The organism is Nonomuraea sp. NPDC049400, from assembly GCF_044466425.1.
Lineage (GTDB): Bacteria > Actinomycetota > Actinomycetes > Streptosporangiales > Streptosporangiaceae > Nonomuraea.
In genome coordinates this window covers 36,651-61,668 of record NZ_JBITMP010000060.1, presented here as the reverse complement: position 1 = coordinate 61,668, position 25,018 = coordinate 36,651, and the positions used below count along the sequence as shown (strand labels likewise).

Below are 25,018 nucleotides of genomic sequence, written 5' to 3'. Positions count from 1 at the left end.
GGTCGCCGATGCTCCTCGAGACCACGGCCCGTCCCGCGCCCACCCGGCGGGGCGGCTCGTCCCTGACCTCGGAGCAGGCCGAGCGCATCAGACGGATCCGGCGCTCGGGCGCGTACATCCTGCTGGCCATCAGCTCGGCGGTGTTCCTGCTGCCGTTCCTGTGGATGCTGACGACCTCGCTCAAGTCGGACGCGGAGAACCTGGCCTTCCCGCCGCAGTGGCTGCCCGACTCCTTCAACTTCGACAACTACGTCAAGGGCTGGACCGGGTCGCTGCCGTTCAACCGCTTCCTGGTGAACACGATCGTCATCACCGCGCTGTCCATGGCGGGCAACCTCATCTCGTGCATCCTGCCCGCGTACGCGTTCGCCAGGCTGCGGGCGCGGGCGGCGGGCGTCATGTTCACGGCGCTGCTGGCGACCATGATGATCCCGCGGGAGATCACGCTGGTGCCGAAGTTCGTGATGTTCTCCAAGCTCGGCTGGGTCGACACGTATCTGCCGCTGGTGGTGCCGGAGTTCTTCGGCGTGGCGCTCTACATCTTCCTGCTGCGCCAGTTCTTCACCACGATCCCGCAGGAGCTCATCGACGCCGCCCGCATCGACGGCGCGTCGGAGCTGCGCATCCTGTGGAGCGTCATGCTGCCGCTGGCCAAGCCCGCGATCGCGGCGATCTGCCTGTTCTCCTTCGTCGCGAACTGGAACCAGTACCTGGAGAACTCGATCTACCTGCGGTCGATGGAGAAGATCACGCTCGCGCAGGGGCTCGGCATGTTCAACGGTCAGTACGTGACCCAGTACAACCAGATGATGGCCGTCGCGCTAGTGTCAATGCTGCCCATCCTTATCATCTTTTTCCTGGCACAGAAGACGTTCATCCGGGGCGTCACGCTTACTGGAATCGCAGGAAGGTAATCGTTGGACTACGAACGCCAGCCGTACAGAAGGTGCGGCCGTAGCGGTCTCCTCCTCCCCGCCGTGTCGCTCGGCCTGTGGCACAACTTCGGCGGGGGCAAATCCCTCGACAGCCAGCGCGCCATCTTCAACAAGGCACTCGACCTCGGCATCACGCACTTCGACATCGCCGACCGCTACGGCCCGCCGCTCGGCGCCGCGGAGGAGACGTTCAACCGGCTGCTGCCGCGGTCGCTGCGTGACGAGGTGGTCGTCACCACCAAGGGCAGCAACCCCATGTGGGACGGCCCGTACGGCAAGGGCAACTCGCGCAAGCACCTGCTCGCCACGCTCGACCGGTCGCTGAAGCGGCTCGGCCTCGACTACGTGGACATCTTCTACCTGCACCGCGACGACGAGGACACCCCGCTCGAGGAGCAGGTCGCCACGCTCGACCACATGGTCCGCACCGGGCGCACCCTGTACGTGGGCGTGTCCAACTTCTCGCCCGAGCGCACCGCGCAGGCCGCCCGGCTGCTGCGCGACCTCGGCACCCCGCTGCTGATCCACCAGCCGTCCTACTCGCTGCTCAACCGGTGGATCGAGCAGGACCTGCTGGGCGTGCTCGAGCAGGAGGGCGTCGGCTGCGTGGTCTACTCGCCGCTGGCCCAGGGCCTGCTCACCGACCGCTACCTCGACGGCATCCCCGCCGACTCGCGCGCCGCGGAAGGGCGCTTCCTCACCCCCGACAGGGTCACGCCGCAGGTGCTGACGTTCGTGCGGACGCTCGCCGAGCTGGCCTCCTCCCGCGGGCAGACGGTGGCCCAGCTCTCCCTGGCCTGGGCGCTCAGGGACCCGCGCGTCACGTCCGTGCTGGTCGGCGCCTCCAGCACCGAGCAGCTGGAGGCGAACGTGGCCGCCGTGGACCGGCTCGACTTCAGCGACGACGAGCTGGCCGCCATCGACCGCGCCGCCAAGGAGGCGGGCATCGAGGCATAGAGCATCTCCCCGCGGGAGCGCATAGTCCCCGCGGGAGCGCATAGTCCCCGCGGGAGCGCATAGTCCCGGCGGGAGCGCATTGGGATATCCCCCGTAAGAGCTAGGACCTTCGCTCCTGGCGGGGAACCGCCGCCACCCGGGCGACCGGCACGATCGTGGCATGACCACGACCGGACGATGGACCGCCTGGGCGGCGGCCTCCTGGACCCTGCTGTACGTCGCATCCAAGATTCACTTCGCGCTCACCGACCGCCTCGGCGTGACCGGCGGCCCGCACGTGGCCCCCGAGAGCTATCTGAAGTACGGGCCCGGCGAGGTCGCGCGCGCCCAATGGGCCAACGCCGCCTCCGCCCTGTTCGTGGCCGCGCTCGTGCTGGCCTCCCTGGCGCCGATCCGGCGGCCGTTCCTCCGCCGGGCGATGGCCGCGCTGCTGTGGCTGTGCACGGCGATGGCCGCCGCGGGCGGGATCGGCATGACCGGGGGCACCCTGCTCACCGACCGGGGCGGCGCACTCTTCGGCGGCTACTGCGCGGTGTGGGCCGTGCTGCTCTGCCTGGCCACCCGCTCCTTCCACCGCCGCCGCCCCGTCCCGCGCGCCACCGCCATAATGGAACAAATATCCCGTTAGTGTGCTACGTTGACTCCTTAAGGGAACCATTGACCCATTAAGGAGTGATTTTTCATGGAATATCGGCAGTTGGGGGCGTCCGGGCTGAAGGTGCCGGCGTTGAGCTTCGGCGCCGGCACCTTCGCCGGGAAGGGTGAGTTGTTCGGCGCCTGGGGCAGCACCGACGTGGCGCAGGCCCGGCGGCTGGTGGACATCTCCCTGGACGCCGGGGTCACGATGTTCGACACGGCCGACGTCTACTCCGACGGCGCCTCGGAGGAGGTGCTGGGCCAGGCGCTCAAGGGGCGACGGGACCGGGCCCTCATCTCCACCAAGGCGGGCCTGCCCACAGGCGACGGGCCCGGCGACGCGGGCACCTCGCGGCCCCGGCTGATCAAGGCGGTCGACGACGCGCTGCGCCGCCTCGGCACCGGCCACATCGACCTCTTCCAGTTGCACGCCTTCGACGCGTTCACCCCGGTGGAGGAGGTGCTGTCCACGCTGGACGACCTGGTCAGGGCGGGCAAGCTGCGGTACGTGGGCGTCTCGAACTTCTCCGGCTGGCAGCTCATGAAGTCGCTCGCCACCGCCGAGCGGTACGGCTACCCGCGTTACGTGGCGCACCAGGTCTACTACTCCCTGGTCGGGCGGGACTACGAGTGGGAGCTGATGCCGCTCGGCCTCGACCAGGGCGTCGGCGCGGTGGTGTGGAGCCCGCTCGGCTGGGGCCGCCTCACCGGCCGGATCCGCCGCGGCCGGCCACTCCCCGCGGGCAGCCGCCTGCACAAGACGGCCGCCTTCGGGCCGCCGGTGGCGGACGAGCACCTGTACACGGTGGTGGACGCCCTCGACGAGATCGCCGCGGAGACCGGCAGGTCCATCCCGCAGGTCGCGCTCAACTGGCTGCTCCAGCGCCCGACCGTCTCCTCGGTCATCGTCGGCGCCCGCGACGAGTCGCAGCTCCGGGAGAATCTGGGCGCGATCGGCTGGGACCTGACGCCCGACCAGGTGGCGCGGCTGGACGCGGCCGGCGCGGTGACGGCGCCGTACCCGTACTTCCCGTACCGGCGCCAGGAGGGCTTCGCCCGGCTCAATCCGCCGGCCGTGTGAGTGGGCTAACCCGTGCGCAGGCGGACGGGGCCGAACAGGCCGGTGCTGCGCTGGCCGGGGAAGACGAAGTGCGTGGGGCTGACCTCGTCCAGGTAGGGGGCGAGGGTGCCGAGGACGAGGACCTCGACGGTGTTCTCGCCCTCGTCCAGCCGCACGTCGAAGGTGTAGGGCGAGCACACCCTGATCCCGCAGGGCCGCCCGTTCACCGTCACCTCGGCCGTGCCCCGGACCCTGCCGAGATCGATCACGCCAGGCCCGGCGGCGGCGCTGATCGTGGTGCGGTAGCGGACGCCGCCGCTGTAGCCGGACAGGCCGCGCTCCTCCCAGTCGCCGAGCCGCATCCGCCCGGGGCCGCAGGTGAAGCGGACGGGGCCGGTCAGGGCCCCCGTCACCGCCAGCTCGCTTCCGTGGATCCGCACGGTACCCGCCGCGTCCACCTCGACCCCGGTCATGCCGGGCGGCGGATCGAGCAGGAAGCGCTCGGTGCGCGGACGGCTGCCTGGCACGGCGAACGTGGCGGGCAACGCGGTCGCGCGGCCGTCGAGCCACCCCGCCTCGGGCAGCGGATGCGGCCGGGACCGCAGGTGGAGCGCGGCCGGATCGCCGTGCTGGCGCCGCCGCACTCGCGGGCTCGACTGCCAGCCGGGGCCGGAGACCGCGAGGCCGTCCACCAGCACCCAGCCGCTGGACTCCACCGTGATCGTGTTGTCACCGGGCCGGAGCAGGTGGGACACGTCGTAGCGGCGCACGCGCGGGATGTCCGCCTCCGCGTACGGGTCGAAGCCGCCCTGTCTGCCCGCCTCCTGCCCGTTCACCAGCACCCGGCAGTACGCGGTGGAGGCCACCTGCAGCACCTCGTACGGCGGCTCGCCGGCGCGCACGGTGGTCTCCATCGGCCCGCCGATCCATTCGGGCCGCGCCGCGTCGGACGGGTCGGCGACCAGGCAGGCGTAGGCGCGCAGGTCGAGCTCCTCGTCCGGGACGAGCCGCAGCTCCAGCAGGTATTCGCCGGGCGCGAGCGGTGAGCGCGAGACCGCGGCGTACCCGGTGTCGTCCAGCGGCACCTCCTCGCCGTCCAGCCACACGGTCTTCGCCGCCCCGGCTCCGACCGCCAGCCAGCCGGTGCGCGGGACGGTGAGCACGCTGCGGAAGCGCGCCTCCTGCCCCGCCCGCACCTGTCCGAAGGCCAGGAACTCGCCCGGCACGTGCCCCTTCGGCCCGAGGGTCTCCCGGTGGATCGGGTCCTTGCGCAGCCCGCGCGAGGGCGACCACACCGACGGCGTCCACGGCCCGGCCCCCACCCGCTGCTCACCGCGGGGCGCGAAGGTGGCGTGCACCTGCCGGCCGTCCGGCGTGCGCAGCGTCCAGCGCTCGACGGTGGCCCGGGTGCCGAAGTCCGCCCACGTGTCGTCCAGCGTCGGCACCAGCTCGACGTCCCACTCGTCACCGAGCTCGATCTCGTGCGGGTACGACGGAGGCGAGGACACCTCGCAGGCGCTCCCGTCGAAGATCAGCAGCGCGGCGGGCCCGTCGTCGAAGGGCACGACGACCTCCACCGCGTCGCCGTCCCTGGTGTGCGGCAGCGCCCGGGTCTCCCCGCTGAAGGGGCCGGCCAACAGCGGCGTCCCGGACACGCCCCGCACCTTGACCCGCATCTGCTTGGCGTAGCGATCCGGGTCGAAGGAGATGGTGGCGTCCAGCCAGCCCAGCTCGACGCCGCGCTCCTCGGGCCGGCCGACGCCGATCCTGCTGGCCATGGGGTGCGCGGCGGTCAGGAACACCAGCGTGGTGTCGCCGATCTCGCGCACCAGCGGCGGCACCGGCGCCTCGACCCGCCGTTCGAGCCCGGCCAGCGCCTCGGCAAGCTGTTCGCCCGACTCCACGCGGACGGCCGGCAGCCCCTCCGGCGCCGCGCCGACCGCGACCAGCAGCCCGCCGTCCGCGGCGAACTCCGTCAGCCGCGCGGCCACGTCCTCGTCGAGCACGGTCACGGCAGGCAGCACGATCGCCCGGTACGCCTCCGTGGAGACGGCCAGCCGCCCGCCCTTGACGCTCGCCCGCCGTACCGAGTCCTCGTCGATCACGTCGGCGTCGAGGCAGAGCCGGTCGAGCACGCCCGGCGCGGTCGCGAACCACGCCATGTCGCCCACGAGCTCGCGGTAGACCTCCTGCGCCCGCGCGGCCTCGGGAGAGACCCCGTCCAGCGAGGTGCCAGCCTGCGACGTCGCGGTGGGCAGGACAACCGCGACGTCGCAGGCGTGGCGGCCCAGGGAGAGCGCCGCGCACAGGCGGGTGACCGCGTCGGCGAAGACGCGGTGGTGCCGCCAGTACGGCTGGCGCCAGTCGGTCGACGGGGGCGCCCACTCCCACCAGCCGCGCCTGGTCGTGTAGTAGACGGCGTGCGGGTTGTAGAGGTTGGCACCGGCCCGCAACCAGGGCAGCAACCAGTCGAAGGTCTCCTCGAGGGTGCCGCCCCAGCCGCTGGAGTGGAACGCCTCGATCCAGGTGCGCGGCCTGCCGTACAGGTGGGCGAGCGAGGAGTGCAGGCGCGCGTCCCCGTGGTGGTCGGAGCCGGGCGCGCCGAACCAGCGATGGGTACGCGCGTAGTCGCCGTACAGCCGCACCCCGTCCACGGGATGCCCGGCGCGGGCCGGGTCCTGCTGGTCGCAGCCGTTGAGCAGTCCGTGGCGCTCGTGCCAGGCGGCCAGCGGCCGGAAGAACGCCTCCTCGGCCAGCTCGGCACGGGTGAGCTGGTATGCCTGCCAGTCCGGCTCGTCGAGGGAGAAGGGCCTGCCGCGCCTGGCGGCGTGCTCCTCGGCGAACGCAGCCGACCAGGTGGGCAGGGTGGGCAGCTCGTCCTGGAACGACCCGGCGATCACCCTGCCGAACCAGTGGCCGGCGCGCCGCTCGAACTCGCCGTGCACCCGGTCGAGCAGCACCGCGCAGGCGTCACGGGACAGGTAGTCGAAGCCACGCGTCGAGATCGTCCCGTCGGCGGCCAGCCACTGCCCGGCGAACTCCGGGCGTTCCTGGACGAGCCGGGCCTGCAGGTCGGCGCCGGAGAAGCCGAGCTGGTCGTAGAACCACAGGTACGCGCCCAGCTCGAAGGCGTCGGCGCAGACCCCGTCCAGCAGCTCCCACCACGCCTCGGACAGGAACGGCGGGTCGTCGGCGTCGGAGCCGAACAGCGGCCCCGACGGCGCCAGGTTGAGTATGACGAGGTTGCGCACTCCCCCGGCGACCAGGCGCTCCATCTGCCAGCGCAGCCGGTCGCGGCGCAGCGGCTCGCCGCTCCACCACCAGATCGCCGCCGGGGAGAACTCCCGCGGCGGGTCACGGAGCACGTCGAAGAGGGTCATCCCTTGAGCCCGCTGGCGAAGCCCTTGATGACGTAGCGCTGCAGCACCAGGAAGACCAGGACGATCGGCAGCGCACCGAGGACGAGCCCGGCGAAGACCAGGCCGTGGTCGGAGACGTACTGGCCGACGAAGGCGAAGACGCTGACCGGTACCGTCTCGAACCCGGAGCCGCCCAGGTAGAGCAGCGGGGTGAAGAAGTCGTTCCAGATGAAGACGGCGTTGAGGATGAGCACCGTGCCGGTGATGGGCCGCAGCAGCGGGAAGACCACCTTGGTGAACGCCGCCAGGTTCGAGGCGCCGTCGATCTGGGCGGCGCTGGCGTACTCGCGGGGCAGCGCGCGGATGAAGCCGGTGTAGAGGAAGACCGTGAAGGGCAGCTGGATGCCGGTGTAGAAGAGGATCATCCCGGCGTGCGTGCCGATCAGCCCGAGATCGGTCACCAGCTCGTAGAGCGGGATCATGCCGAGCTGGAACGGCAGCACGATGCCCAGCAGGAAGAGGATGTAGAGGCCATACCCGAGCCGGGTCTGCACGCGGGCCAGGAAGTAGGCGGCGAACGAGCCGAGCGCGATCAGCGCGACCAGGCTGACGACGGTGATCACCGTGCTGTTGACCAGCGAGGGGCCGAGCGCGGCGGCCGACCACGCCTTGCCGAAGTTGGCCAGCGTGGGCGGGTCGGGCAGCGCCAGCGGCGACTGTGAGATCTGCGCCGGGTCCTTCAGCGACAGCGAGACCAGCGTGTAGACGGGGAACAGGAACGCCACCGCCACCGCGATCATCACGATCTCCAGCAGGAATGTCCTTCTCACGCCGTCACCTCGCGAGCCCGCAGGTAGTAGACCTGGACCAGGGAGACGGCCGCCACGAACAGCGCCAGCACCAGCGCGATGGCGGTGCTGTAGCCGAACTTGCCGAACACGAACGCCTGCTTGTAGAGCACCGTGGACAGGGTCTCCGTGGCGTAGCCCGGGCCGCCGTTCGTGGCGGCGAAGACCTGGTCGAAGAGCTTGAGCCCGCCGATCGTGGAGAGCATGAGGTTGATCGTCACCGCGGGGGCGAGCAGCGGCCAGGTGACGTAGCGGAAGCGCTGGAACGTGCCCGCCCCGTCGATCATCGCCGCCTCGTGCAGCTCCTTGGGCACGCCCTCCAGCCCGGCCAGGAAGATGACCATCGAGTACCCGGCGTACTGCCACACCACCATGCCGGCGATCGACCACAGCGCCACCGACGGGTCGCCCAGCCAGTCCACCTGCAGGCCGAGCAGCCCGTTCAGACCTGCCGACGGGTCGGGGTTGTAGACGTACTTCCACAGGAACGCCACCATGACCGGGCTGACGACCACGGGCGCGAAGAAGATCACCCGCAGCACCGCCCGGCTCTTCAGCCTGGCGTTGACGCCGAGGGCCAGCAGCAGGCCGACGCCGTTCTGCACGGCCACGATGGCCACGGTGAGCAGCAGCGTGTTGCCGATCGAGCCCATGGCCTGCTCGTCGTGCAGGAGCGTGCCGAAGTTGGCCAGCCCGACGAAGGCCATGTCCTGGCCGATGCCGCTCCAGTCGGTGAAGGCGTACACCACGCCGGCCACGGCCGGATAGAGCACGACCAGCGCGTAGACGACGAGCGCGGGCGCGGCGAACAACCAGGACGGGGAGGTGGCGCCGAAGCGCCGCCTCCGCCGTGAGGCAGCCGAGTGCCGCTGCACAGTCAGGGAAGTCACTTCTTGTATGCCTCGTCCATTTTCTTCAGCGCCTCGTCGATGGTCGACTTGCCGGCCAGCAGCTCCTGGATCACCGCGAAGTGCACGGGCTGCACCTCGGCGTTGGGCCAGCGCTGGTCCATGAACGGCACCGCGCGGTCCTTGGTGAACGGCAGGAACGACTGCACGGCAGGGTCGATCGTGGACGAGGAGTCCTGGGTGAGCGGGATGGCGGCGATGGCCTTGGCCCAGGCGTTGATGTTCTCCTGCTTGCCGAGGAAGTCGATGAACGCCTTGGCCTGCTCGACGTTCTTGCCCTTGGCGTTCGCGCCGAGCCCGACGACCACGCCCGCCGGGATCCACACCTGGGCGGCGTCGTCCGCCCCCGGCACCGGGAACATCGACAGGTCGTCGGGCGAGGAGGCCGCCTTGCGGAAGTCGGGCAGCACGGCCGACACCTGGATCGCCATGCCCGCCTTGCCGGTGGCCACCATCGAGATCTGCTGCTCGAACGTGGTGCCGTTCGGCTTGTCGTTGAAGAAGCCGCGCTTCTGCAGCTCCAGGTACATCTCCATGGCCTGGCGCCAGCCCGACTGGGCGAAGGTGGTCTGCCCGGCGAGCTGCTTGTCGTCGAACGTCGGGTCCTTGGCGTAGACGGTGGAGGGCACGAGCGCGTACGTGATGAGCTGGGTGACCCACGGCGTCTGCGCGCCCAGCGCGATCGGGGTGATGCCGGCCTTCTTCAGCTTGTCGCAGACCGCGAGGAACTCCGTCCACGTGGTCGGCGGCGCGTCCACGCCCGCCTTCTGGAACGCCTTCTTGTTGTAGACGGCGCCGATGACCGACGACCCGGCGGAGAAGATGTAGGTCTTGCCGTCGAGCTGGAAGGCGGGCTTGAAGCCGGTGGGGATCGTCTGTGTCCACGCCTGAGCGGACAGGTCGGCCAGCAGCCCGGTCTTGGCGATCTGGCTCATCGACATGGCGCTGCCGTTGCCCGGATACACCACGTGCAGGTCGGGCCCGTTGCCCGCGCCGAGCTGGGTCCGTACGGAGGTCTGCACCTGGTCGGTGGGGGCGTAGGAGGCGGTGAGCCGCACCTCCGGCTTGGCCTTCTGGTACGCGGCGATCAGCTCGTCCATGGGCGCCTTCTGGTCGGCCACGCCCACGAACTTCAGGTCGACGCTCGCCGCCCCGCCCCCGGTCGTGGCGGTGGTCTCGGGCTTGGTCGAGCAGGCAGTGGCCGCCGCCGCGACCGCGAGGCCACCCATCATGCGGAAGAACTGGACCCGGCTCAGTCGGGCGTCACGCAGATCGGTCATGTCATGTCTCCTCGCCGGCGCTGGGGAGCCGATACGAACGTTTTAATGACGGGCCTGTTAAGTTAACAGCCAATTTTGTTAAAACTGAGGGATGTCGGGAGGGTACGAGTCGCCCGAGAAGGGTGTCAAGAGTAGGATCCGCAACCGTCCTAGCGAGGGTGAGGGCTTAGGTGAAGTCGCGGCAGCACACCTCCGGCAAGTCCGCCCGATGGCGGGACATGGCCGAGCACATCGTCCGGCAGGGCTCGGCCACGGTGACGGAGCTCGCGGAGAGCTTCGAGGTGAGCGTCATGACCGTGCACCGGGACCTCGACGAGCTGGAGCGCCAGGGCATGGTGCGCAAGGTGCGGGGCGGCGCCACCGCCCAGGCGTCCAACGTCTGGGAGAGCAACATCGCCTACCGGCTCCAGGCGCACACGGCGGAGAAGGACGCGATCGCCAGGGTCGTGGCCGGGCTGATCGAGCCGGGCAGCTCCGTCATGCTCGACGACTCCACCACGGCGCTGGCCGTGGCCCGCCACCTGGGCGAGCTCGCGCCGCTGACCGTGCTGACGAACTTCCTCGAGGCGATCAGGCTGCTCGCCGGCACTCCCGACATCCGGCTCATCGCGCTCGGCGGCGAGTACCACGCCACCCACGACTCCTTCCTCGGGCTCGGCTGCGTGGACGCGGTCGAGGCGGTCAGCACCGACGTGGTGGTGGTCTCCACCTCGGCGGTCTCCGACGAGTACGCCTTCCACCAGGAGCAGGAGATCGTGCTGGTCAAGCGGGCGATGCTGCGCTCGGGCACGCGGCGGATCCTGGCCGTGGACGGCTCCAAGCTGGCCAGGGTGGCCCTGCACCGGGTCGCGCCGCTCGAGGACTTCGACGTCATCGTGGTCGACTCGAACGCGCCCGCCGAGATGCTGCAGCGGCTGCGCGACCGGCACCGGCGGGTCGAGGTCGCCGAGTTGTAACAGCCTGATCTGTGATTTGTAACTTGAGCCTTGTTAAGTCCTCGCCTGCTTGCTACAAAGTGAGGGCTTTCGCCCCCCACGTGAGGAAGCAGCATGCACACGCGCCGTTCTTTCCTCGGCCTCAGCGCATTAACCCTGGCGTTCGGCACCAACCTCGCGGACCCGTGGACGGCCCGGGCCACGGTCAAGGGTGACTATCCCTTCCAGCTCGGCGTCGCCTCGGGAGATCCGCTGCCCGACCGGGTGGTGCTCTGGACCCGGCTGGCGGCCAAGCCGCTGGAGCCGCTGGGCGGGCTGCCGTACAACAAGATCAGGGTTGACTGGGAGCTCGCGGAGGACGAGGGGTTCACCCGGCGCGCGGGGCACGGCTCGGTCTGGGCCACCCCCGAGTACGGTCATTCGGTCCACGTGGACGCCAAGGGCCTGCGGCCGGGCCGCGACTACTTCTACCGTTTCCGTACCGGCGGCGAGCTCAGCCCGGTGGGCAGGACCAGGACCGCCCCCGCGCCGCGCAGCAGCCCCGAGTCGCTCCGGCTGGCCTTCGCCTCGTGCGCGTCGTGGCAGGACGGCTACTACGCCGCCTACCGCCACCTCGCCGACGAGCGGCCCGACGTGGTCTTCCACCTGGGCGACTACATCTACGAGTACGGCATCGTGCCCTCGGGCGGTAACCGCAACACGCCGGTGCCCGAGCAGTTCCGGGTGCAGTGCGACACGCTCGACCGCTACCGCGTCCAGTACGGCCTCTACAAGAGCGACCCCGACCTGCAGGCCGCGCACCAGGCGGCGCCGTGGATCGTCACCTGGGACGACCACGAGGTGCTCGACAACTGGGCGGGCAAGTACGGCCCCGGCGGCGAGGTGAGCGAGCAGGACTACCTGGTGATCCGCGCCAACGCCTTCCGCGCGTACTGGGAGAACCTGCCCATCAGGGTGCCCGCCGTGCAGGGGCCCGACGCGCGCCTCTACCGCAGGTTCGCCTTCGGGGACCTGGCCGAGTTCAACGTGCTGGACACCCGCCAGTACCGCGACGACCAGGTCTGCGGCGACGGGCAGCAGATCGACTGCGCGGCGCGGCTCGACCCGGCCCGGCAGATGCTCGGCGCCGAGCAGGAGAAGTGGCTGCTCGACGGCCTGGGCGCGTCCCGCGCCAAGTGGAACGTGCTGGCCCAGCAGATCGCCATGATGCAGCTCGACTACGACGCCGGGCCTGCCCGGAAGCTCAGCATGGACCTCTGGGACGGCTACAAGGCCGCCAAGGACCGCGTGCTGAACGGCATGGTCGAGCGGCAGGTCAGCAACCCCGTCGTGCTGACCGGCGACATCCACTACAACCTGGCCGGCGAGCTCAAGGCGAACTTCGACGACCCCTCCTCGCGCACGGTCGGCGTGGAGTTCGTCGGCACCTCGGTGAGCAGCGGCGGCAACGGCAACGCGAACACCGGCCTGCCGCCGGGGGGCAGCGACCCGGTCAACCCGCATCTCCGCTTCTCCAGCTACCAGCGCGGCTACGTGTCCTGTGAGGTCACCAGGAGCCAGTGGCGGGCGGACTTCAAGGCGGTCCCGTACGTGGACCGGCCCGGCGCGCCCGTCTCCACCAGGGCCAGCCTCGTGACCCTCGACGGCGTGCCCGGCCTGCACGCGCTCTGACAGGAAGGACCGATCATGCGACTCCTCACCGCCGCGCTGGCCGCCGCCACCGTCCTGACCGCCACTGCCGCGGCGTGGCAGCCCACCGAACCCCCGTCGGTCCCATCGGTCAGGACCAAGCCGGGAACCTCCAAGGGCACCGGCAGGCTGACCCCGATCGCCGGGTCCGACCGGGTGGTCGCCCCGCTCGGCGTGGATCCGGCGTGCCCGGCCAAGATCGAGATCGGCATGCGCAGCGACGCGAAGACCCCTTCGTACGCGAACCTGTCCGTGGAGATCGACCAGCCGCTGTCCGCCTCCCGCACGATGCTGACCAGCTATCTGCCGCCCGGCTACGAGCTCGGGGCGAAACTGCTGATCGCCGTCCCGCCCACCACCTCCGAGGGCTCGTACGCGCTGCGCCTCAAGACCCCGGACCGGACCCTGTCGGTGCCGGTGCAGGTGGTGACCCTCGACAAGCTCGACAACGGCGGCAACGTCGCGCTCCGCCGCCCGGTCACCGCCTCGTCCCAGCACACCAACGCGAACTACCCGCCGTGCAGCGTCGCGGACGGCGATCCGGGCTCCAACGGCTGGGCCGGCGGCAACGGCTGGAACGACGCCACGGCCAGGTCCTGGCCCGACACGGTGGCGATCGCGCTCGGCAGCGCCAGGCAGATCTCCCGCGTGGACCTCTTCACCCTGCACACCGAGCGCTACCCGGCCTCGATCTACGGGCTGCGCGACTGGGACGTCCAGGCGGGGCTGAACGGCCAGTGGCAGACGGTGGCGCAGGTCCGCGGCAACACGGCGGGCAGCGCGCGCTCCGACTTCGCGGCGGTGACGGCGGACGCGGTCCGCATCGTCGCCCTGGCCTCGAACGGCGCCAACGACTACACCCGCATCACGGAGGTGGAGGTCCGCTAGGCCGCCCCCGCCGGATCAGGTGCCTGCCTCGGGGGTCAGCGGGCGGATCTCGCTGAAGAGCCGGAGCGTCACCGGCCGCAGCCGCGCCTTGGGCCAGCGCAGCCGCAGCGGGGAGAACGTGGCCGACAAGACGATCTTCAGGTACGTGCGCCCGGCATGCCCGACGGGCACCGGGACGCAGAGTCCGGACACGCCGGCGCGCGTCTCCCGGCCGCCGGTCCACAACCGGCTGCTCCCCCGGACCACGCGTCCGCCCTCGAGGCTCACCGAGTCCCAGCAGAGCTCGGCCGCCCCGGGAAGGGCGAACCGCAGCGTGAAGCCCGCCAGCGACCCTGCCGGGCTCAGGTAGAAGGAGCCGTGGAAGTCACGGGTCACGAGGCCGGTCGGCAACATCGCCTCGCTGGCGTCCATGGCGATCCGCCAGGCGCCGGGATCGGTATAGGAGACCAAGGGACTCACCTCGCTGAGGAGTGAAGACGTCTACACAGACAAGACGGCTTCACCCCAGCGAATGTGACATCCCTTCGAGAACCCCGCCGGGCTCAGCGCCTGAACGCCAGGCTGTGGACGGGGTGCTCGCCCTCCGTCTGCAGGCGGTATTCCTCGCCGGATTTCATCCGGTTCTCCTCGATGACCCGCTCGGACGGCGCCTTGTCGCCACCCATGACCGCGTCCTGCATCCGCTGGAAGCGCTCATGGGCCTCCTGCACGTACCCGGTGCCCAGGGTAGTGTAGTCGATCTGGGTGGCGATCAGCTCGCGCAGGTACGCCTTGTTCGGCTCGAACGTCACCGGGGCGGGCAGCTCGGGGGCGCACACCTGCTCCGGGTCGCGCCCGTCGTGCCGCTTGAACAGCTCGGCGGCCAGCCGCAGGTGCTCCAGCTCCATGTTGAGGTGCAGCTCCCAGATGTTCTTCACCCTGGGGTCGGACTCGGTCTCCATGAACGAGTGGTACAGGTAACACTCGTTGTACTCGTGGTTGAGCAGCATCTCCCACCAGCTCTCGCCCGGGTCCACGAGCGACTCGTAGTGGGTGACGTGCTCCTCCTCGATCAGGCCGATCTCCTGGTAGAGCTGGCGCGCGATCGGCTCCATGTACATGGGGCCGACGTTCATGTAGAAGTTCATGGTCTGCTGCTCGGCCGCCATGATCGTGAGCGCGTGCAGCTTGGAGATGGGCGCGGTGTTGTTCCTGTCGTACGGCTCGCGCACGTTGTCGATCGGGTCCCGGTGGTGCAGGTACGTGGGCCGCCCCGGCATCACCTCGGTCAGCCCGTCGACGATCTTCTCGGCCTTGCGGTGCTCGATCATCTCGTACAGGTTCGCGTACCGGTAGAGGTGGTCGAAGTCCTCCAGCACGCCGAACTGGTAGGCCTGCTTCAGATACCCGTCCGGCTCCATCCGCGCCACCCAGGCGGTCAGGTCCACGGCGACCTGTTCGTAGGCGAGGGTGGTCTCCAGGACCGACGAGACCCCCGGCAGCAGCCAGTTGACCGCCTTCTGCTGCTGCGCCTCGATGTAGCGCACCCGTGCCAGCTGCTGCTTGAGCTCGATGTCGGGGCAGTGGCGGGCCAGGTGGTGGCTGAAGAAGATCGCCTCCGTCTCGATCCCGTTCATCGCGATGATCCGGCACCGCGTGTACGGGTCGGCGTGGTCGGGATCGATGGGCTCGACGTTCAGCTCGCGCCAGTTACGCAACTGATCGTCCAGCGGGATACCCCGCTCCCGGAGTGGGTTGAAGGTCATGTGAGCAGCGCTCCTTCGAGGCCGTGGCATTCGGGTTGCGGCCTACCCGGGGCAATCTCCCCACTACACCGTCAAAGGTCCTAGAGATGGCAATGCCTCCGACACGGTTACCAACGCCACATCCCCACGCGTACCGGGACCCCGGGAGAGGCGTGCACGAGCGGCGGACCGGAAGGGGCGGGCAGCCCCGCCGCCTGGAGGAGGCACTGGTCCAGGTCGGTCAGCTGGGCCCGGCGCAGCGGCCACGGCGGATGCTCCACCGGCGCACTCGCCAGCCGGCCGGCCACGCGGGTGAACAGCAGGAAGCGGGCGGTCAGGAAGCCCGCGATCCCGTCCCGCTCCCCCGGCTCCAGGGGCAGTCCCGCCGTCACGTCCGCGTCGCACCACGCCTCGCCGCCCTTCGGCCAGAGCCGGCGGCACCGGTAACGCGTGTGGGCGCCGTCGGAACGTACCGACATGTCGGACCAGAAGTACGGCAGCCAGTAGCCGGCGCGGCCCCCGAGCGCGGCGACGAGGCGGCCGGCGTCCAGCGACAGGAACCAGATCCCGCTGCGCCCGCGCCCGTCGCGGACGTAGGTCCGCACGTTGGTCTCCGGAAACGTGGACAGCCCCGGCAGCGCGGGCACGCCGGGCACACGCACCCCTTCCATAAGGAACGGGGTCAGCCCCACCCAGGCCGCCCCGTCGTACGTCTCGAGCGTGAGGCAGCCCGGCACCAGGCGCCGCACGAGGTCCGGCGGGTAGCGCCAATGGATGAAGGTCATGGTCGACCAGCGGTGGTACATCACCGGCCGGGCGACGCGAGGAGACGGCACCTCGCATATCTGCCCGTCAGCGGCACCGTCACTCCGGCCGGTCCCGCATGGGCAGGGTCGCCTCGAGCTGGTGGCGGCGCTCCCGCGAGGTGGTGGTGAGCCGCCCGCCGCGGGCGGCGAGGCGTTCGGTGAGGTTGGCGACTCCCTGGCCGGGTTCGGATGGGTGGCCGGTGACGCCGTCGTTGCTCACGCGGAGGCGTACGTGATCGCCGGAGTCGGCGGACAGGGCGATCGTCACGTGGCGTGCCTCGCTGTGCCGCAGCACGTTGGTGACCGCCTCGCGGACCACGACGGCGAGCAGGCCATCGTCGGCGAGCAAGGCATCGTCGGCGAGCAGGGCGTCGGCGGCGTCCTCGGGCAGGAGCGCGGGGTCGGCGTCGATCCGCACCGTCGCGCCGGAGGCCTCGAGGACCTCGCGGGCCGAGGCCAGCTCGGCCCGCAGGCTGAGCTCGGGCTCGCGGTCGCCGGGGATGGCACGCAGGTCGGCGAGCGCGTTGCGGGCCACGGCGACGATGCCGGCCAGCTCGGCCTCGGCACGCGCCGGATCGCGGGCGGCCAGCTCGGCCTTGACGGTGATCGCGGACAATCCGTAGCCGATCAGGTCGTGCACGTCCTGGGCGATCCTGCGCCGCTCCCGGGCCGCGGCCAGCCCGGCGAGCGCCAGCCGCGACTCGCGCACCTGGTAGACCAGCCGGGTCACCGCGGTCAGCCCGTAGAACATCGCCGACATGCCGACCACCTCCAGCAGTGCGGCCGGTATGCCCGCGGGCGAGCCGGACCGGGCCAGGAGCACGATGGGCACGCTGCCCACCACGACCGCGTAGAGCGCCCACGCGAGCCGCCACGAGGGGAGCACGATCAGCAGCGCGGCGGCGGCCCACCCGACCAGCTGGTAGTACGGGCGGTGCGGCTCGAGCAGCGGCAGCCACGCGATCGCCAGCTGCGCCGGCAGCGTCCAGGCGGCGTGCCGCGGCCACGTGCCGGGAGGCCGGGGCAGCGCGTGGTACGCCTGCAGGGCGACGACCGCGATGACCACCGCCCAGTACGCCGCCCGCAGCCCGACCGGCGCCTGTGCGCGGGCGACGACGATGATCGCGGCGACCGGGACCCACAGGTAGACGACCGTCAGGATGGGCACCGCGAGTCGCGGGGTCAGATCGCCGGCCGGCGGCATGGGCGCCGGTTCCGCTCGCTGCCTGGCCTGCTGCGCGGCCCGCCGGGTCAGCGGGGGGATCTCCTCGGCGCGCCCGGCGGCGGCGAGCCCGATGACGCCGGACAGCGCGGAGCCGAGCACGGTGTCCAGGTCGTGGCCGGCCCGCTCGCGCTCCGCGGCCACCGACTGGGCGGCCAGCTCGGCCCGGGTGGCGTGCAGCTCGTCGCGCAGATCGCTGAGCCGGGTGAGGGCGAAGACGACCAGGCCCTGCGTGACCGTGTTCCCGACGGCGTTGACCCAGACATAAGGATCGGCGCCGAGGTGCAGCAGGCCCGCGGCGGCGGCCACGCAGGCGAAGAGCGCCCAGCGGAGCGGGCCGCGCGCGATCAGCAGCACGGAGGCGGCGAAGAACGCCGACGGGCCGCCGAACGGCACCGGGCCCATCCAGGCGAACAGCACCGCCTGGCCCGCCACCAGCCACCAGCCCCGCAGCCACCTGGTCCGCGGTGACGAGCACAGGACCTGCAGGCCGAGGGAGAGCACGGCCGGCACGCCGGGCAGGCCGGCCGCCGGGGGGATCACGAGGAGGACGAGCACCACCAGGATGATGAGCGTGGACACCCGATCCCCACCGCGACATGACCTTCACCGTTTCCGGCCAAAGCATCCCACAGGTCACGCCGGGGGGCGCGAGCGCGGGTCGATCAGGCGAACACGCCCCCGACCATGCCGTACAGGTACGCGATCACCATGAAGGCCACCGTGACGAGGGCGAACGCCGTGTAGGAGATCCGTCCCGCCAGTCCCCACCACCCCTTGCACCAGGCGCCCACCGAGCAGGCCACGACCCCGCCGCTGAGGACGAACGCCGTCGAGGAGGCGACCAGGGCGACCGTGAGCAGCGGGGACCCGACGAAGATCGCGTCGGTGGGCGCGATCGCGATCGTGGCGGCGAACCCGTACGCGAAGACCAGGACGAGCGCGCTGGTGAGCCAGGCGAGCCACCACGCGGTCCGGTGCCGGGCCGGGCGCCTGCGGATCCTCCGTACGAGCGCCGCGACCGGCATCCCGAGCGCGGCGAGCAGGAACGCGGTCAGTCCCGCGTAGACCAGCCACACGTGCAGGGCGGCGCCGGAGCGCTGGAAGGTGGCCGCCTCCTCCTGGTGGCCGCCCGCGAGCAGGTCGTGGCCGTCGAAGGCGATGCGCTCCTGGCCGCCCCGCTCGGCGAACAGGCCGGGCCCGATGAGCTGCCATGTCTGGGCCGGCTTGGCGGTGTCGTGTGACAGGCCGGTGGTGGTGATCGTGCCGTCGCCGGTGGACTCCACGGTCACGTTGTTGAACAGCGCGCCGGACCGCAGGAGGTCGCCGCGGATCCTGGTCGAGGTGTACGTGCCCGCGTACGCCGAGGTGTCCCCGCGCACCGGGCGCGGGCTGGCCGCCCGGCCCGGGAAGTAGCGGTCGACGATCCGGTTGACCAGGTCGCCGGCGGCCACGGCGGAGTCCTCGCCGTTGTAGACGACGTAGACGCCGCTCTTCTGGTCCGGCAGCAGGGCCAGGACGTGGTGGAAGCCGTTGATGTCGCCGCCCTTGTAGAAGATCCGGCGGCCGTTCCTGAGCCGCTCCTCCAGGCCGTACCCCACGCCGGTGAGCCGCTCGTCCTGCGTGTAGTGGCGCCGCATCATGGTCGCGCCGATGCCCCTGCCCAGGCGGGGGTCGTCGCCGAGCAGCGCGGTCATCAGGCGGCCCATGTCGGCGGCGGTGGTGACGGGACCGGTCCCGGAGGCGGGCCACCCGTAGTAGCGCTTGTACGGGACGTCCCCGTTGTACCCCTGGGCGAGGGTGGCGGTGATCGGGGCGGGCAGCGGCGCCGCGAAGGACGTGCCCGTCATGCCGAGCGGGGCCAGGATGTGCCGCCGCACGTACTCGGCGAACGGCTGGCCGGAGGCCACCTCCACCAGGTGGCCCGCGAGGTTGTAGGCGTAGTTGTCGTAGGCGAGCACGGTCCCCGGCGGGCGCACCCGCTCCGGCAGGCTGTTCTCGACGACCTGCGCCAGCGGCTCGGCGGCGGCGGGATCGTCCCAGGACGAGCCGATCACGCTGTCCTCGAAACCGGCCGTGTGGGTCAGCAGGTGCTCCAGGGTGACCGGCCGTCCGGGGAAGGTGTCCTTGATCTTGAAGGTCTTCAGGTACGTGTTGACGTCGGCGCCAAGGTCGAGCTTGCCCTGCTCGACCAGCTGGAGCGCGGCGATCGCGGTGAACGTCTTGGCCGTCGAGGCCGTGAAGAATCCCGTGCGGGCCGCGTCCACCGGGATGCGCCTGGCCAGGTCGGCGTAGCCGTACCCCTTGGCGAACACCTGCCGGCCGCCCGACACCACCGAGACCGCCGCGCCGGGGATCCCGTGCTCGGCCAGCTGCGCGGGCACCACCTCGTCGACCAGCGTTCCGACGCTTTCCAGGTCCGTGGCGGCGGCGGCCGTGCCGCAGAGGCCGGACACCAGCAGCGCGGTCGTCAGGCCGAGGAACAGGGCTTTCTGCATAGCCCCCAAGATCGCGAACTCGGGCGGTCGCGGACCAGTGCCTGGCACCTCGATCCGGCATGTGAAACGCACGAACCGGACATCGGAAATATCATGGTCCTTTCTGCCTCGGGGGGAGTTGAGGGTGATTCGGGTGCTGCTGGCCGAGGACATGCATCTCATCCGGGGTGCGCTCGCCTCGCTCCTGCGCCTGGAGCCCGACATCGAGGTCGTCGCCGAGGTGCCGTCCGGGGACGCGGTGGTGCCCGCGGCGCTGGAGCACCGGCCCGACGTCGCGGTGCTGGACGTGCAGATGCCCGGCATGGACGGCATCGACGCCGCCGCCGAGCTCGGGAGACTGCTCCCCGGCTGCCGCGTGCTCATGCTCACCCAGCTGGGCCGCCCCGAGGTCCTGCGCCGGGCGTTCGCGGCCCGGGTCGGGGGGTTCATGCTGAAGGACGCCCCGCCCGCCGACCTCGCCGCGGCCGTGCGCCGCGTCAACGCCGGAGAGACGGTGGTCGATCCCGCCCTCGCCGCCGCGACCATCACGGCCAGGGAGAACCCGCTGTCACCGCGCGAGGTCGACGTGCTGCGGCTGGCCGCCGGCGGCGACGACCTCGCGGAGATCGCGGCCGCGCTCCATCTCACGAAGGGCACCGTGCGCAACTACCTGGGGGCGATCGTCACCAAGATCGACGCCCGCAACCGGCTGGACGCCGTCCGGATCGCCACCGAAGCCGGCTGGCTGTGACCGCGACGCCCCCTGCCTTCGCGCCGCCTCCGGTGGTGATCGACGTAGGCGGTGACGCCAAGGTGAGGGCGTTGATCGGCGGGTCCGTCGCGGGGGTCATCGGGCTCATCGCGATCTTCTCCGTGCTCACCGGGCAGACGACGGGCGGCTCGGGCAGCGCGGTCGTGGTGCTGGTCCTCGGGCTGATCTTCCTGTTCATCGGGCTACTGCCGATCATCGCCTGGCGCAAGGTCAGCCGGCCGCGCCGGCTCGTCTTCGACGGCTTCGGCGTGCGCTGGGACGACCCCCAGGGCAAGCCGTGGGCGGCACCGTGGAACGAGCTGTCCGGGGTGGGCATCTCGCGTACGCAGCAGCGCCGGGTCAAGCTCGCCGACTACCTGATCCGCAGGACGATGGTCCGCCTCGACCTCTTCCCCGCCGACCCGGGCTTCCGCGCGCGCCATCCGGACATGGAGCACCTGTGGGAGTTCCACACGGTCAAGAACGGCTACCGGCTCCCGCTGGGCTCGAACCCCAGATACATCCCGGTCATCGAGCACGCCATGCGGCAGTACCGCCCGGCCGTCTACCTGGGCATCCGCGACGAGGGCTTCATGGTCGGCCTGGTCTGACCGCCTCCGGCAGCCGCTCATCCGAAGTCGAGGAAGACGGTCTCCTTCTCGCCCTGCAGGTGGATGTCGAACCGGTAGACGCCCTCGCGCTCCTCCACCGGCACCAGCGTCCGCCTGCGCTCAGGGGGCAGCGAGTCGAGGAAGGCGTCCTGGCCGAAGTAGATGCGGGTGTAGAGGTGGTGGAGCAGACCGCGGGCGAACACGCAGACGCTGATGTACCCGGTGCCGGGCAGGAGCGTGCGCAACGTCCAGCGGCCGTCGCCGTCCGTGGGCACCCGGCCGAAGCCGGTGAAGTCGACGCCGTGCCTGCCGAGCAGCGCGCCGCTCACCTGGTCGCGCCGCAGGGAGCCCGGCGCCCCCCGCAGGCTGCCGGACGGGCCGGCCTGCCAGAACTCCAGCAGCGCGTCGGGCACCGGGTCGCCCGCGCCGTCGTAGACGTACCCGTGGACGGTGATGCCGCTCTCGGCGATGTCGCCCCCGCGGGGGATCGGGAGCGCGAAGCCGTAGAACGGGCCCACGGTCTGGGAAGGGGTGGGGTTCATCGGCCCTCCTCCATCCACGTCGCGGCGGGGCCGTCCAGCACGATGTCCCACCGGTAGCCGAGCGCCCACTCCGGCACGGACAGATCGTGGTCGTAGGCGGAGACCAGCCGCTGCCTGGCCCGCTCGTCGGTGACGGAGTTGAGCACGGGGTCGTACGGGAACAGCGGGTCGTTCGGGAAGTACATCTGCGTGACCAGCCGCTGTGTGAAGGCCCTGCCGAACACCGAGAAGTGGATGTGCGCGGGCCGCCAGGCGTTGACGTGGTTGCGCCACGGGTACGCGCCGGGCTTGATCGTGGTGAACCTGTAGCCGCCCTCGTCGTCGGTCAGGCAGCGGCCCACGCCGGTGAAGTTGGGGTCGAGCGGCGCGGGATGGTCGTCGCGCTGGTGCAGGTAGCGGCCCGAGGCGTTGGCCTGCCAGATCTCCACCAGCTGGCCCCGCACCGGCCGCCCGTCGCGGTCCAGCACCCGCCCCTGCACGGTGATCCGCTCGCCCAGGGGCTCGCCGAGGTGCTGCCGGGTCAGGTCCGAGTCGAACGGGGTGACGTCGGTGACGCCGAAGACCGGCCCGCTCAGCTCGGCCGCCTCCGGGTCCTTCAGCGCGACGAGCGGCTGCTTGGGGTGGCGCAGCACGCTGCTGCGGTAGGGGGCGAAGTCCCGATCGGGGTGGTCGGCCGCCGCTGCGCCGCGAGCCGTGTGCAGCTCGGCGATCTCGCGGTCGATGTCGGCTTGGGTGAGAGGTGGGGTCATGTACGGCTACCTTCCAGAACGACGGCCAGGCTCATCTGCGGCTACCTTTCCAGGACGACGGCCAGCCCCTGGCCGACGCCGATGCAGAGGGACGCGAGCCCGGTGCCGGAGCCGGCGGCGGCGAGCCGGTGGGCCACGGCGCCGGTGATGCGGGCGCCGGAGGCGCCGAGCGGGTGGCCCAGGGCGATCGCGCCGCCGTCGGGGTTGACGATGGCGGGATCGAGATCGGGCAACTCGGCCAGGCAGCCGAGCACCTGCGCGGCGAACGCCTCGTTCAGCTCGGCGGTCGTCAGGTCGCCGAACCCCTTGCCTGCCTTGGCCAGAGCCTTCTGCGATGCCTCGACCGGACCCAGCCCGAAGTAGCGGGGTTCGAGGGCGCTCGCGGCGCTCGCGGTGATCCGCGCGAGCGGCTCGCGGCCGCGCAACCCGGCCTCGTCGGTCAGCAGCAGCGCCGCCGCGCCGTCGTTGAGCGGCGAGGCGTTGCCCGCGGTGACCGTGCCGTTCGCGCGGAAGACGGGCTTGAGCCGGGCGAGCTTGTCCAGGCTCGTGTCCTCGCGGATGCCCTCGTCCCTGGTCAGACCGCCGATGGGGGCGATCTCGCGCTCGAACGACGCCTTGGCCGCCTTCTGGTGGCTGGCCAGCGCGTACGCGTCCTGCTCCGCCCTGGCGATGCCGTGCCTGTCGGCGATCAGCTCGGCCCCCTCGCCCAGGGACACGGTGTGCTCGGCGGGCATCCTCGGGTTGACCAGCCGCCAGCCGAGCGTGGTGGAGACCAGCTCCTGTCCACCCGCAGGGAAGGCCTTGTCCGGTTTGGGCAGCACCCACGGGGCGCGGGTCATCGACTCCACGCCGCCGGCGATCACGGTGGAGGCGTCGCCGAGGGCGATCATGCGGTACGCCTGGATGACGGCCTCCATGCCGGACCCGCACAGCCGGTTCACGGTCGCGCCCGGCGTGGTCACGGGCAGCCCGGCCAGCAGCGCGGCCATGCGGGCGACGTTGCGGTTCTCCTCGCCCGCCCCGTTGGCGTTGCCGAGGATCACCTCGTCGGGGGCCTCGACGCCGTTGCACTCGGCGATGGCCCTGACGACGTGCGCGGCCAGGTCGTCGGGCCGGATCCCGGCCAGCGCCCCGCCGTGGCGGCCGAACGGCGTGCGGACGGCGTCCACGATGTACACGGTGTTCATCCCAGAACCTCCGTCTCCGTACGGTCGCGCAGCTCGGCCACGCTCACCCCGGGCGCGGTCTCCACCAGCCTCAGCCCGCCGCCGGTGACGTCGAGCACGCCGAGGTCGGTGATGATCCGGTGTACGCACTCCTTCCCCGTGAGCGGCAGCGAGCACTCCTTGACGATCTTCGGAGTGCCGTCCTTGGCGGTGTGATCCATGATCACGATGACCCGGCGCGCGCCGTGGACCAGGTCCATCGCCCCGCCCATGCCCTTGACCAGCTTGCCGGGGACCATCCAGTTCGCCAGGTCGCCACGTGCGGAGACCTGCATCGCGCCCAGCACCGCCACGTCGATGTGCCCGCCGCGGATCATTCCGAACGACAGCGACGAGTCGAAGAACGCCGCGCCGGGGAGCACGGTCACCGTCTCCTTGCCCGCGTTGATCAGGTCGGGGTCGAGCGCGCCGGGGGCCGGGTAGGGGCCGACGCCGAGGATGCCGTTCTCCGAGTGCAGGATCACGTCCACGTCCGGCGGGAGGAAGGACGGGATGCGGGTGGGCAGCCCGATGCCGAGGTTGACGTAGTCGCCGTCGCGCAGCTCGGCCGCGGCCCGCGCGACCATCTCGTCCCTGGTCCAGCTCATGAGGTCATCCTCTTCTCCACACCCTTGTCGGCGGCCTGCTCAGGGGTGAGGACGAGGACGCGCTGGACGAACACGCCGGGCAGATGGACCTCGTCCGGTTCCAGCTCGGTCAGCTCCTCGACCTCGGCGATCGTGATCCGCCCGGCCATCGCGGCGAGGGGGTTGAAGTTGCGTGCGGCCTTGTTGAAGACGAGGTTGCCGCACCGGTCGCCCTTGGCGGCCCTGACCAGGGCGAAGTCGGTGGTGATGCTGTGCTCCAGCACGTACTGCCGGCCGCCGAACTCGCGGACCTCCTTCGGCGGGGAGGCCACCGCGACCGAGCCGTCCGGGTTGTGGCGCAGCGGCAGGCCGCCGTCGGCGACCGGCGTGCCGACCCCGGCAGGGGTGTAGAAGGCGGGGATGCCGGCGCCGCCCGCGCGCAGCCGCTCCGCCAGGCTGCCCTGCGGGGTGAGCTCCACCTCGAGCTCCCCTGCCAGGTACTGCCGGGCGAACTCCTTGTTGTCGCCGATGTACGAGGCGGTCACGCGGGCGATGCGCCCGGCAGCCAGCAGGACCCCCAGGCCGCCGCCGTCCACTCCGCAGTTGTTCGACACCACGCCGATCCCGCTCACGCCGGTGTTGTGCAGCGCCTGGATCAGCACGTTGGGGATGCCGCTGAGGCCGAAGCCGCCGACCGCGAACGACGCGCCGTCACGCACGCCCGCCAGCGCCTCCTCGGCGGTCGCGACCACCTTGTCTCTCCGCACGACGCTCCATTCAGCCGGAGTGTTCGCATAGTGAACTTTAGTTCACTATTGTGATGACGAGTATGCGTACGTGACCTCGTTC

At 71.2% G+C, this 25,018-nt stretch carries 23 protein-coding genes; 9 read left to right on the top strand and 14 right to left on the bottom strand.

What is annotated here, in order from left to right; all coding sequences use genetic code 11:
• Positions 1-8: 8 nt before the first annotated feature.
• The 4 genes from ACIBVN_RS51405 to ACIBVN_RS51390 all read left to right on the top strand — a co-directional run bounded on the left by ACIBVN_RS51405 (position 9) and on the right by ACIBVN_RS51390 (position 3,609).
• Positions 9-914 (top strand): carbohydrate ABC transporter permease, encoded by a 906-nt coding sequence (locus ACIBVN_RS51405; RefSeq protein WP_397148660.1) that lies wholly within the window; start codon positions 9-11, stop codon positions 912-914.
• A 3-nt stretch (positions 915-917) separates the two neighbouring features.
• Positions 918-1,892 (top strand): aldo/keto reductase, encoded by a 975-nt coding sequence (locus ACIBVN_RS51400; RefSeq protein ID WP_397148658.1) that lies wholly within the window; start codon positions 918-920, stop codon positions 1,890-1,892.
• Between the two features lie 160 nt (positions 1,893-2,052).
• On the top strand, positions 2,053-2,520 hold the full coding sequence (locus tag ACIBVN_RS51395) for a hypothetical protein (protein WP_397148656.1): 468 nt from the start codon (positions 2,053-2,055) through the stop codon (positions 2,518-2,520).
• 54 nt (positions 2,521-2,574) lie between these two features.
• Positions 2,575-3,609: an aldo/keto reductase gene (locus tag ACIBVN_RS51390; RefSeq protein WP_397148654.1), complete on the top strand. Its 1,035-nt coding sequence runs from the start codon at positions 2,575-2,577 to the stop codon at positions 3,607-3,609.
• Positions 3,610-3,614: 5 nt separating this feature from the next.
• Here the strand turns inward: ACIBVN_RS51390 and ACIBVN_RS51385 are convergent, their stop codons facing one another.
• Genes ACIBVN_RS51385 through ACIBVN_RS51370 form a run of 4 tightly spaced genes read right to left on the bottom strand, consistent with a single transcriptional unit; the run spans position 3,615 to position 9,983 of the window.
• On the bottom strand, positions 3,615-6,968 hold the full coding sequence (locus ACIBVN_RS51385) for a hypothetical protein (protein ID WP_397148652.1): 3,354 nt from the start codon (positions 6,966-6,968) through the stop codon (positions 3,615-3,617).
• Positions 6,965-7,777, bottom strand: a complete 813-nt coding sequence (locus ACIBVN_RS51380) for a carbohydrate ABC transporter permease (RefSeq protein ID WP_397148650.1) — start codon at positions 7,775-7,777, stop codon at positions 6,965-6,967. Before ACIBVN_RS51380 ends, ACIBVN_RS51385 begins: the two co-directional genes overlap by 4 nt.
• Entirely contained in the window at positions 7,774-8,685 is a 912-nt protein-coding gene (locus tag ACIBVN_RS51375) for a carbohydrate ABC transporter permease (protein ID WP_397148649.1), read from the bottom strand. Before ACIBVN_RS51375 ends, ACIBVN_RS51380 begins: the two co-directional genes overlap by 4 nt.
• Positions 8,682-9,983, bottom strand: coding sequence for an extracellular solute-binding protein (locus ACIBVN_RS51370; protein ID WP_397148647.1), 1,302 nt, complete (start codon positions 9,981-9,983; stop codon positions 8,682-8,684). Before ACIBVN_RS51370 ends, ACIBVN_RS51375 begins: the two co-directional genes overlap by 4 nt.
• A gap of 170 nt (positions 9,984-10,153) precedes the next feature.
• Here ACIBVN_RS51370 and ACIBVN_RS51365 point away from each other — a divergent pair, with 170 nt between their 5' ends.
• The 3 genes from ACIBVN_RS51365 (at position 10,154) to ACIBVN_RS51355 (ending at position 13,495) form a co-directional block, all read left to right on the top strand.
• Entirely contained in the window at positions 10,154-10,939 is a 786-nt protein-coding gene (locus ACIBVN_RS51365; protein ID WP_349456137.1) for a DeoR/GlpR family DNA-binding transcription regulator, read from the top strand.
• 93 nt (positions 10,940-11,032) lie between these two features.
• Positions 11,033-12,589 carry an alkaline phosphatase D family protein gene (locus ACIBVN_RS51360; RefSeq protein ID WP_397148645.1) on the top strand — a complete coding sequence of 519 codons (1,557 nt, stop codon included), beginning with the start codon at positions 11,033-11,035 and terminating at the stop codon, positions 12,587-12,589.
• Between the two features lie 15 nt (positions 12,590-12,604).
• On the top strand, positions 12,605-13,495 hold the full coding sequence (locus tag ACIBVN_RS51355) for a discoidin domain-containing protein (RefSeq protein WP_397148643.1): 891 nt from the start codon (positions 12,605-12,607) through the stop codon (positions 13,493-13,495).
• Positions 13,496-13,510: 15 nt separating this feature from the next.
• Here ACIBVN_RS51355 and ACIBVN_RS51350 read toward each other — a convergent pair whose 3' ends face one another.
• The 5 genes from ACIBVN_RS51350 to ACIBVN_RS51330 form a co-directional block, all read right to left on the bottom strand.
• Positions 13,511-13,945: a hypothetical protein gene (locus ACIBVN_RS51350; protein WP_397148642.1), complete on the bottom strand. Its 435-nt coding sequence runs from the start codon at positions 13,943-13,945 to the stop codon at positions 13,511-13,513.
• A 92-nt stretch (positions 13,946-14,037) separates the two neighbouring features.
• The gene (locus ACIBVN_RS51345; protein ID WP_397148640.1) at positions 14,038-15,240 is read right to left on the bottom strand and encodes a hypothetical protein; all 1,203 of its coding nucleotides are present in this window, start codon (positions 15,238-15,240) and stop codon (positions 14,038-14,040) included.
• A 107-nt stretch (positions 15,241-15,347) separates the two neighbouring features.
• Complete coding sequence (locus ACIBVN_RS51340; protein WP_397148639.1) at positions 15,348-16,004, bottom strand: YqjF family protein; 657 nt, start codon at positions 16,002-16,004, stop codon at positions 15,348-15,350.
• Positions 16,005-16,083: 79 nt separating this feature from the next.
• Complete coding sequence (locus ACIBVN_RS51335; RefSeq protein ID WP_397148637.1) at positions 16,084-17,829, bottom strand: sensor histidine kinase; 1,746 nt, start codon at positions 17,827-17,829, stop codon at positions 16,084-16,086.
• 83 nt (positions 17,830-17,912) lie between these two features.
• Complete coding sequence (locus tag ACIBVN_RS51330) at positions 17,913-19,745, bottom strand: serine hydrolase domain-containing protein (RefSeq protein WP_397148635.1); 1,833 nt, start codon at positions 19,743-19,745, stop codon at positions 17,913-17,915.
• 124 nt (positions 19,746-19,869) lie between these two features.
• Here ACIBVN_RS51330 and ACIBVN_RS51325 point away from each other — a divergent pair, with 124 nt between their 5' ends.
• Both ACIBVN_RS51325 and ACIBVN_RS51320 read left to right on the top strand, forming a co-directional pair.
• A complete protein-coding gene (locus ACIBVN_RS51325) occupies positions 19,870-20,475 on the top strand; it encodes a DNA-binding response regulator (RefSeq protein ID WP_397148633.1) in 606 nt (201 codons plus the stop codon).
• 35 nt (positions 20,476-20,510) lie between these two features.
• The gene (locus ACIBVN_RS51320; protein WP_397148631.1) at positions 20,511-21,086 is read left to right on the top strand and encodes a hypothetical protein; all 576 of its coding nucleotides are present in this window, start codon (positions 20,511-20,513) and stop codon (positions 21,084-21,086) included.
• A 17-nt stretch (positions 21,087-21,103) separates the two neighbouring features.
• Here the strand turns inward: ACIBVN_RS51320 and pcaG are convergent, their stop codons facing one another.
• Genes pcaG through ACIBVN_RS51295 form a run of 5 tightly spaced genes read right to left on the bottom strand, consistent with a single transcriptional unit; the run spans position 21,104 to position 24,936 of the window.
• Positions 21,104-21,628, bottom strand: coding sequence for a protocatechuate 3,4-dioxygenase subunit alpha (gene pcaG / locus ACIBVN_RS51315; RefSeq protein WP_397148629.1), 525 nt, complete (start codon positions 21,626-21,628; stop codon positions 21,104-21,106).
• Positions 21,625-22,377 (bottom strand): protocatechuate 3,4-dioxygenase subunit beta, encoded by a 753-nt coding sequence (gene pcaH, locus ACIBVN_RS51310; RefSeq protein ID WP_397148627.1) that lies wholly within the window; start codon positions 22,375-22,377, stop codon positions 21,625-21,627. Before pcaH ends, pcaG begins: the two co-directional genes overlap by 4 nt.
• Before the next feature lie 41 nt (positions 22,378-22,418).
• Complete coding sequence (locus ACIBVN_RS51305; protein WP_397148626.1) at positions 22,419-23,564, bottom strand: thiolase family protein; 1,146 nt, start codon at positions 23,562-23,564, stop codon at positions 22,419-22,421.
• Positions 23,561-24,190 (bottom strand): CoA transferase subunit B, encoded by a 630-nt coding sequence (locus tag ACIBVN_RS51300; RefSeq protein ID WP_397148624.1) that lies wholly within the window; start codon positions 24,188-24,190, stop codon positions 23,561-23,563. Before ACIBVN_RS51300 ends, ACIBVN_RS51305 begins: the two co-directional genes overlap by 4 nt.
• Positions 24,187-24,936 carry a CoA transferase subunit A gene (locus tag ACIBVN_RS51295; protein ID WP_397148622.1) on the bottom strand — a complete coding sequence of 250 codons (750 nt, stop codon included), beginning with the start codon at positions 24,934-24,936 and terminating at the stop codon, positions 24,187-24,189. Before ACIBVN_RS51295 ends, ACIBVN_RS51300 begins: the two co-directional genes overlap by 4 nt.
• Positions 24,937-25,018 lie beyond the last annotated feature (82 nt).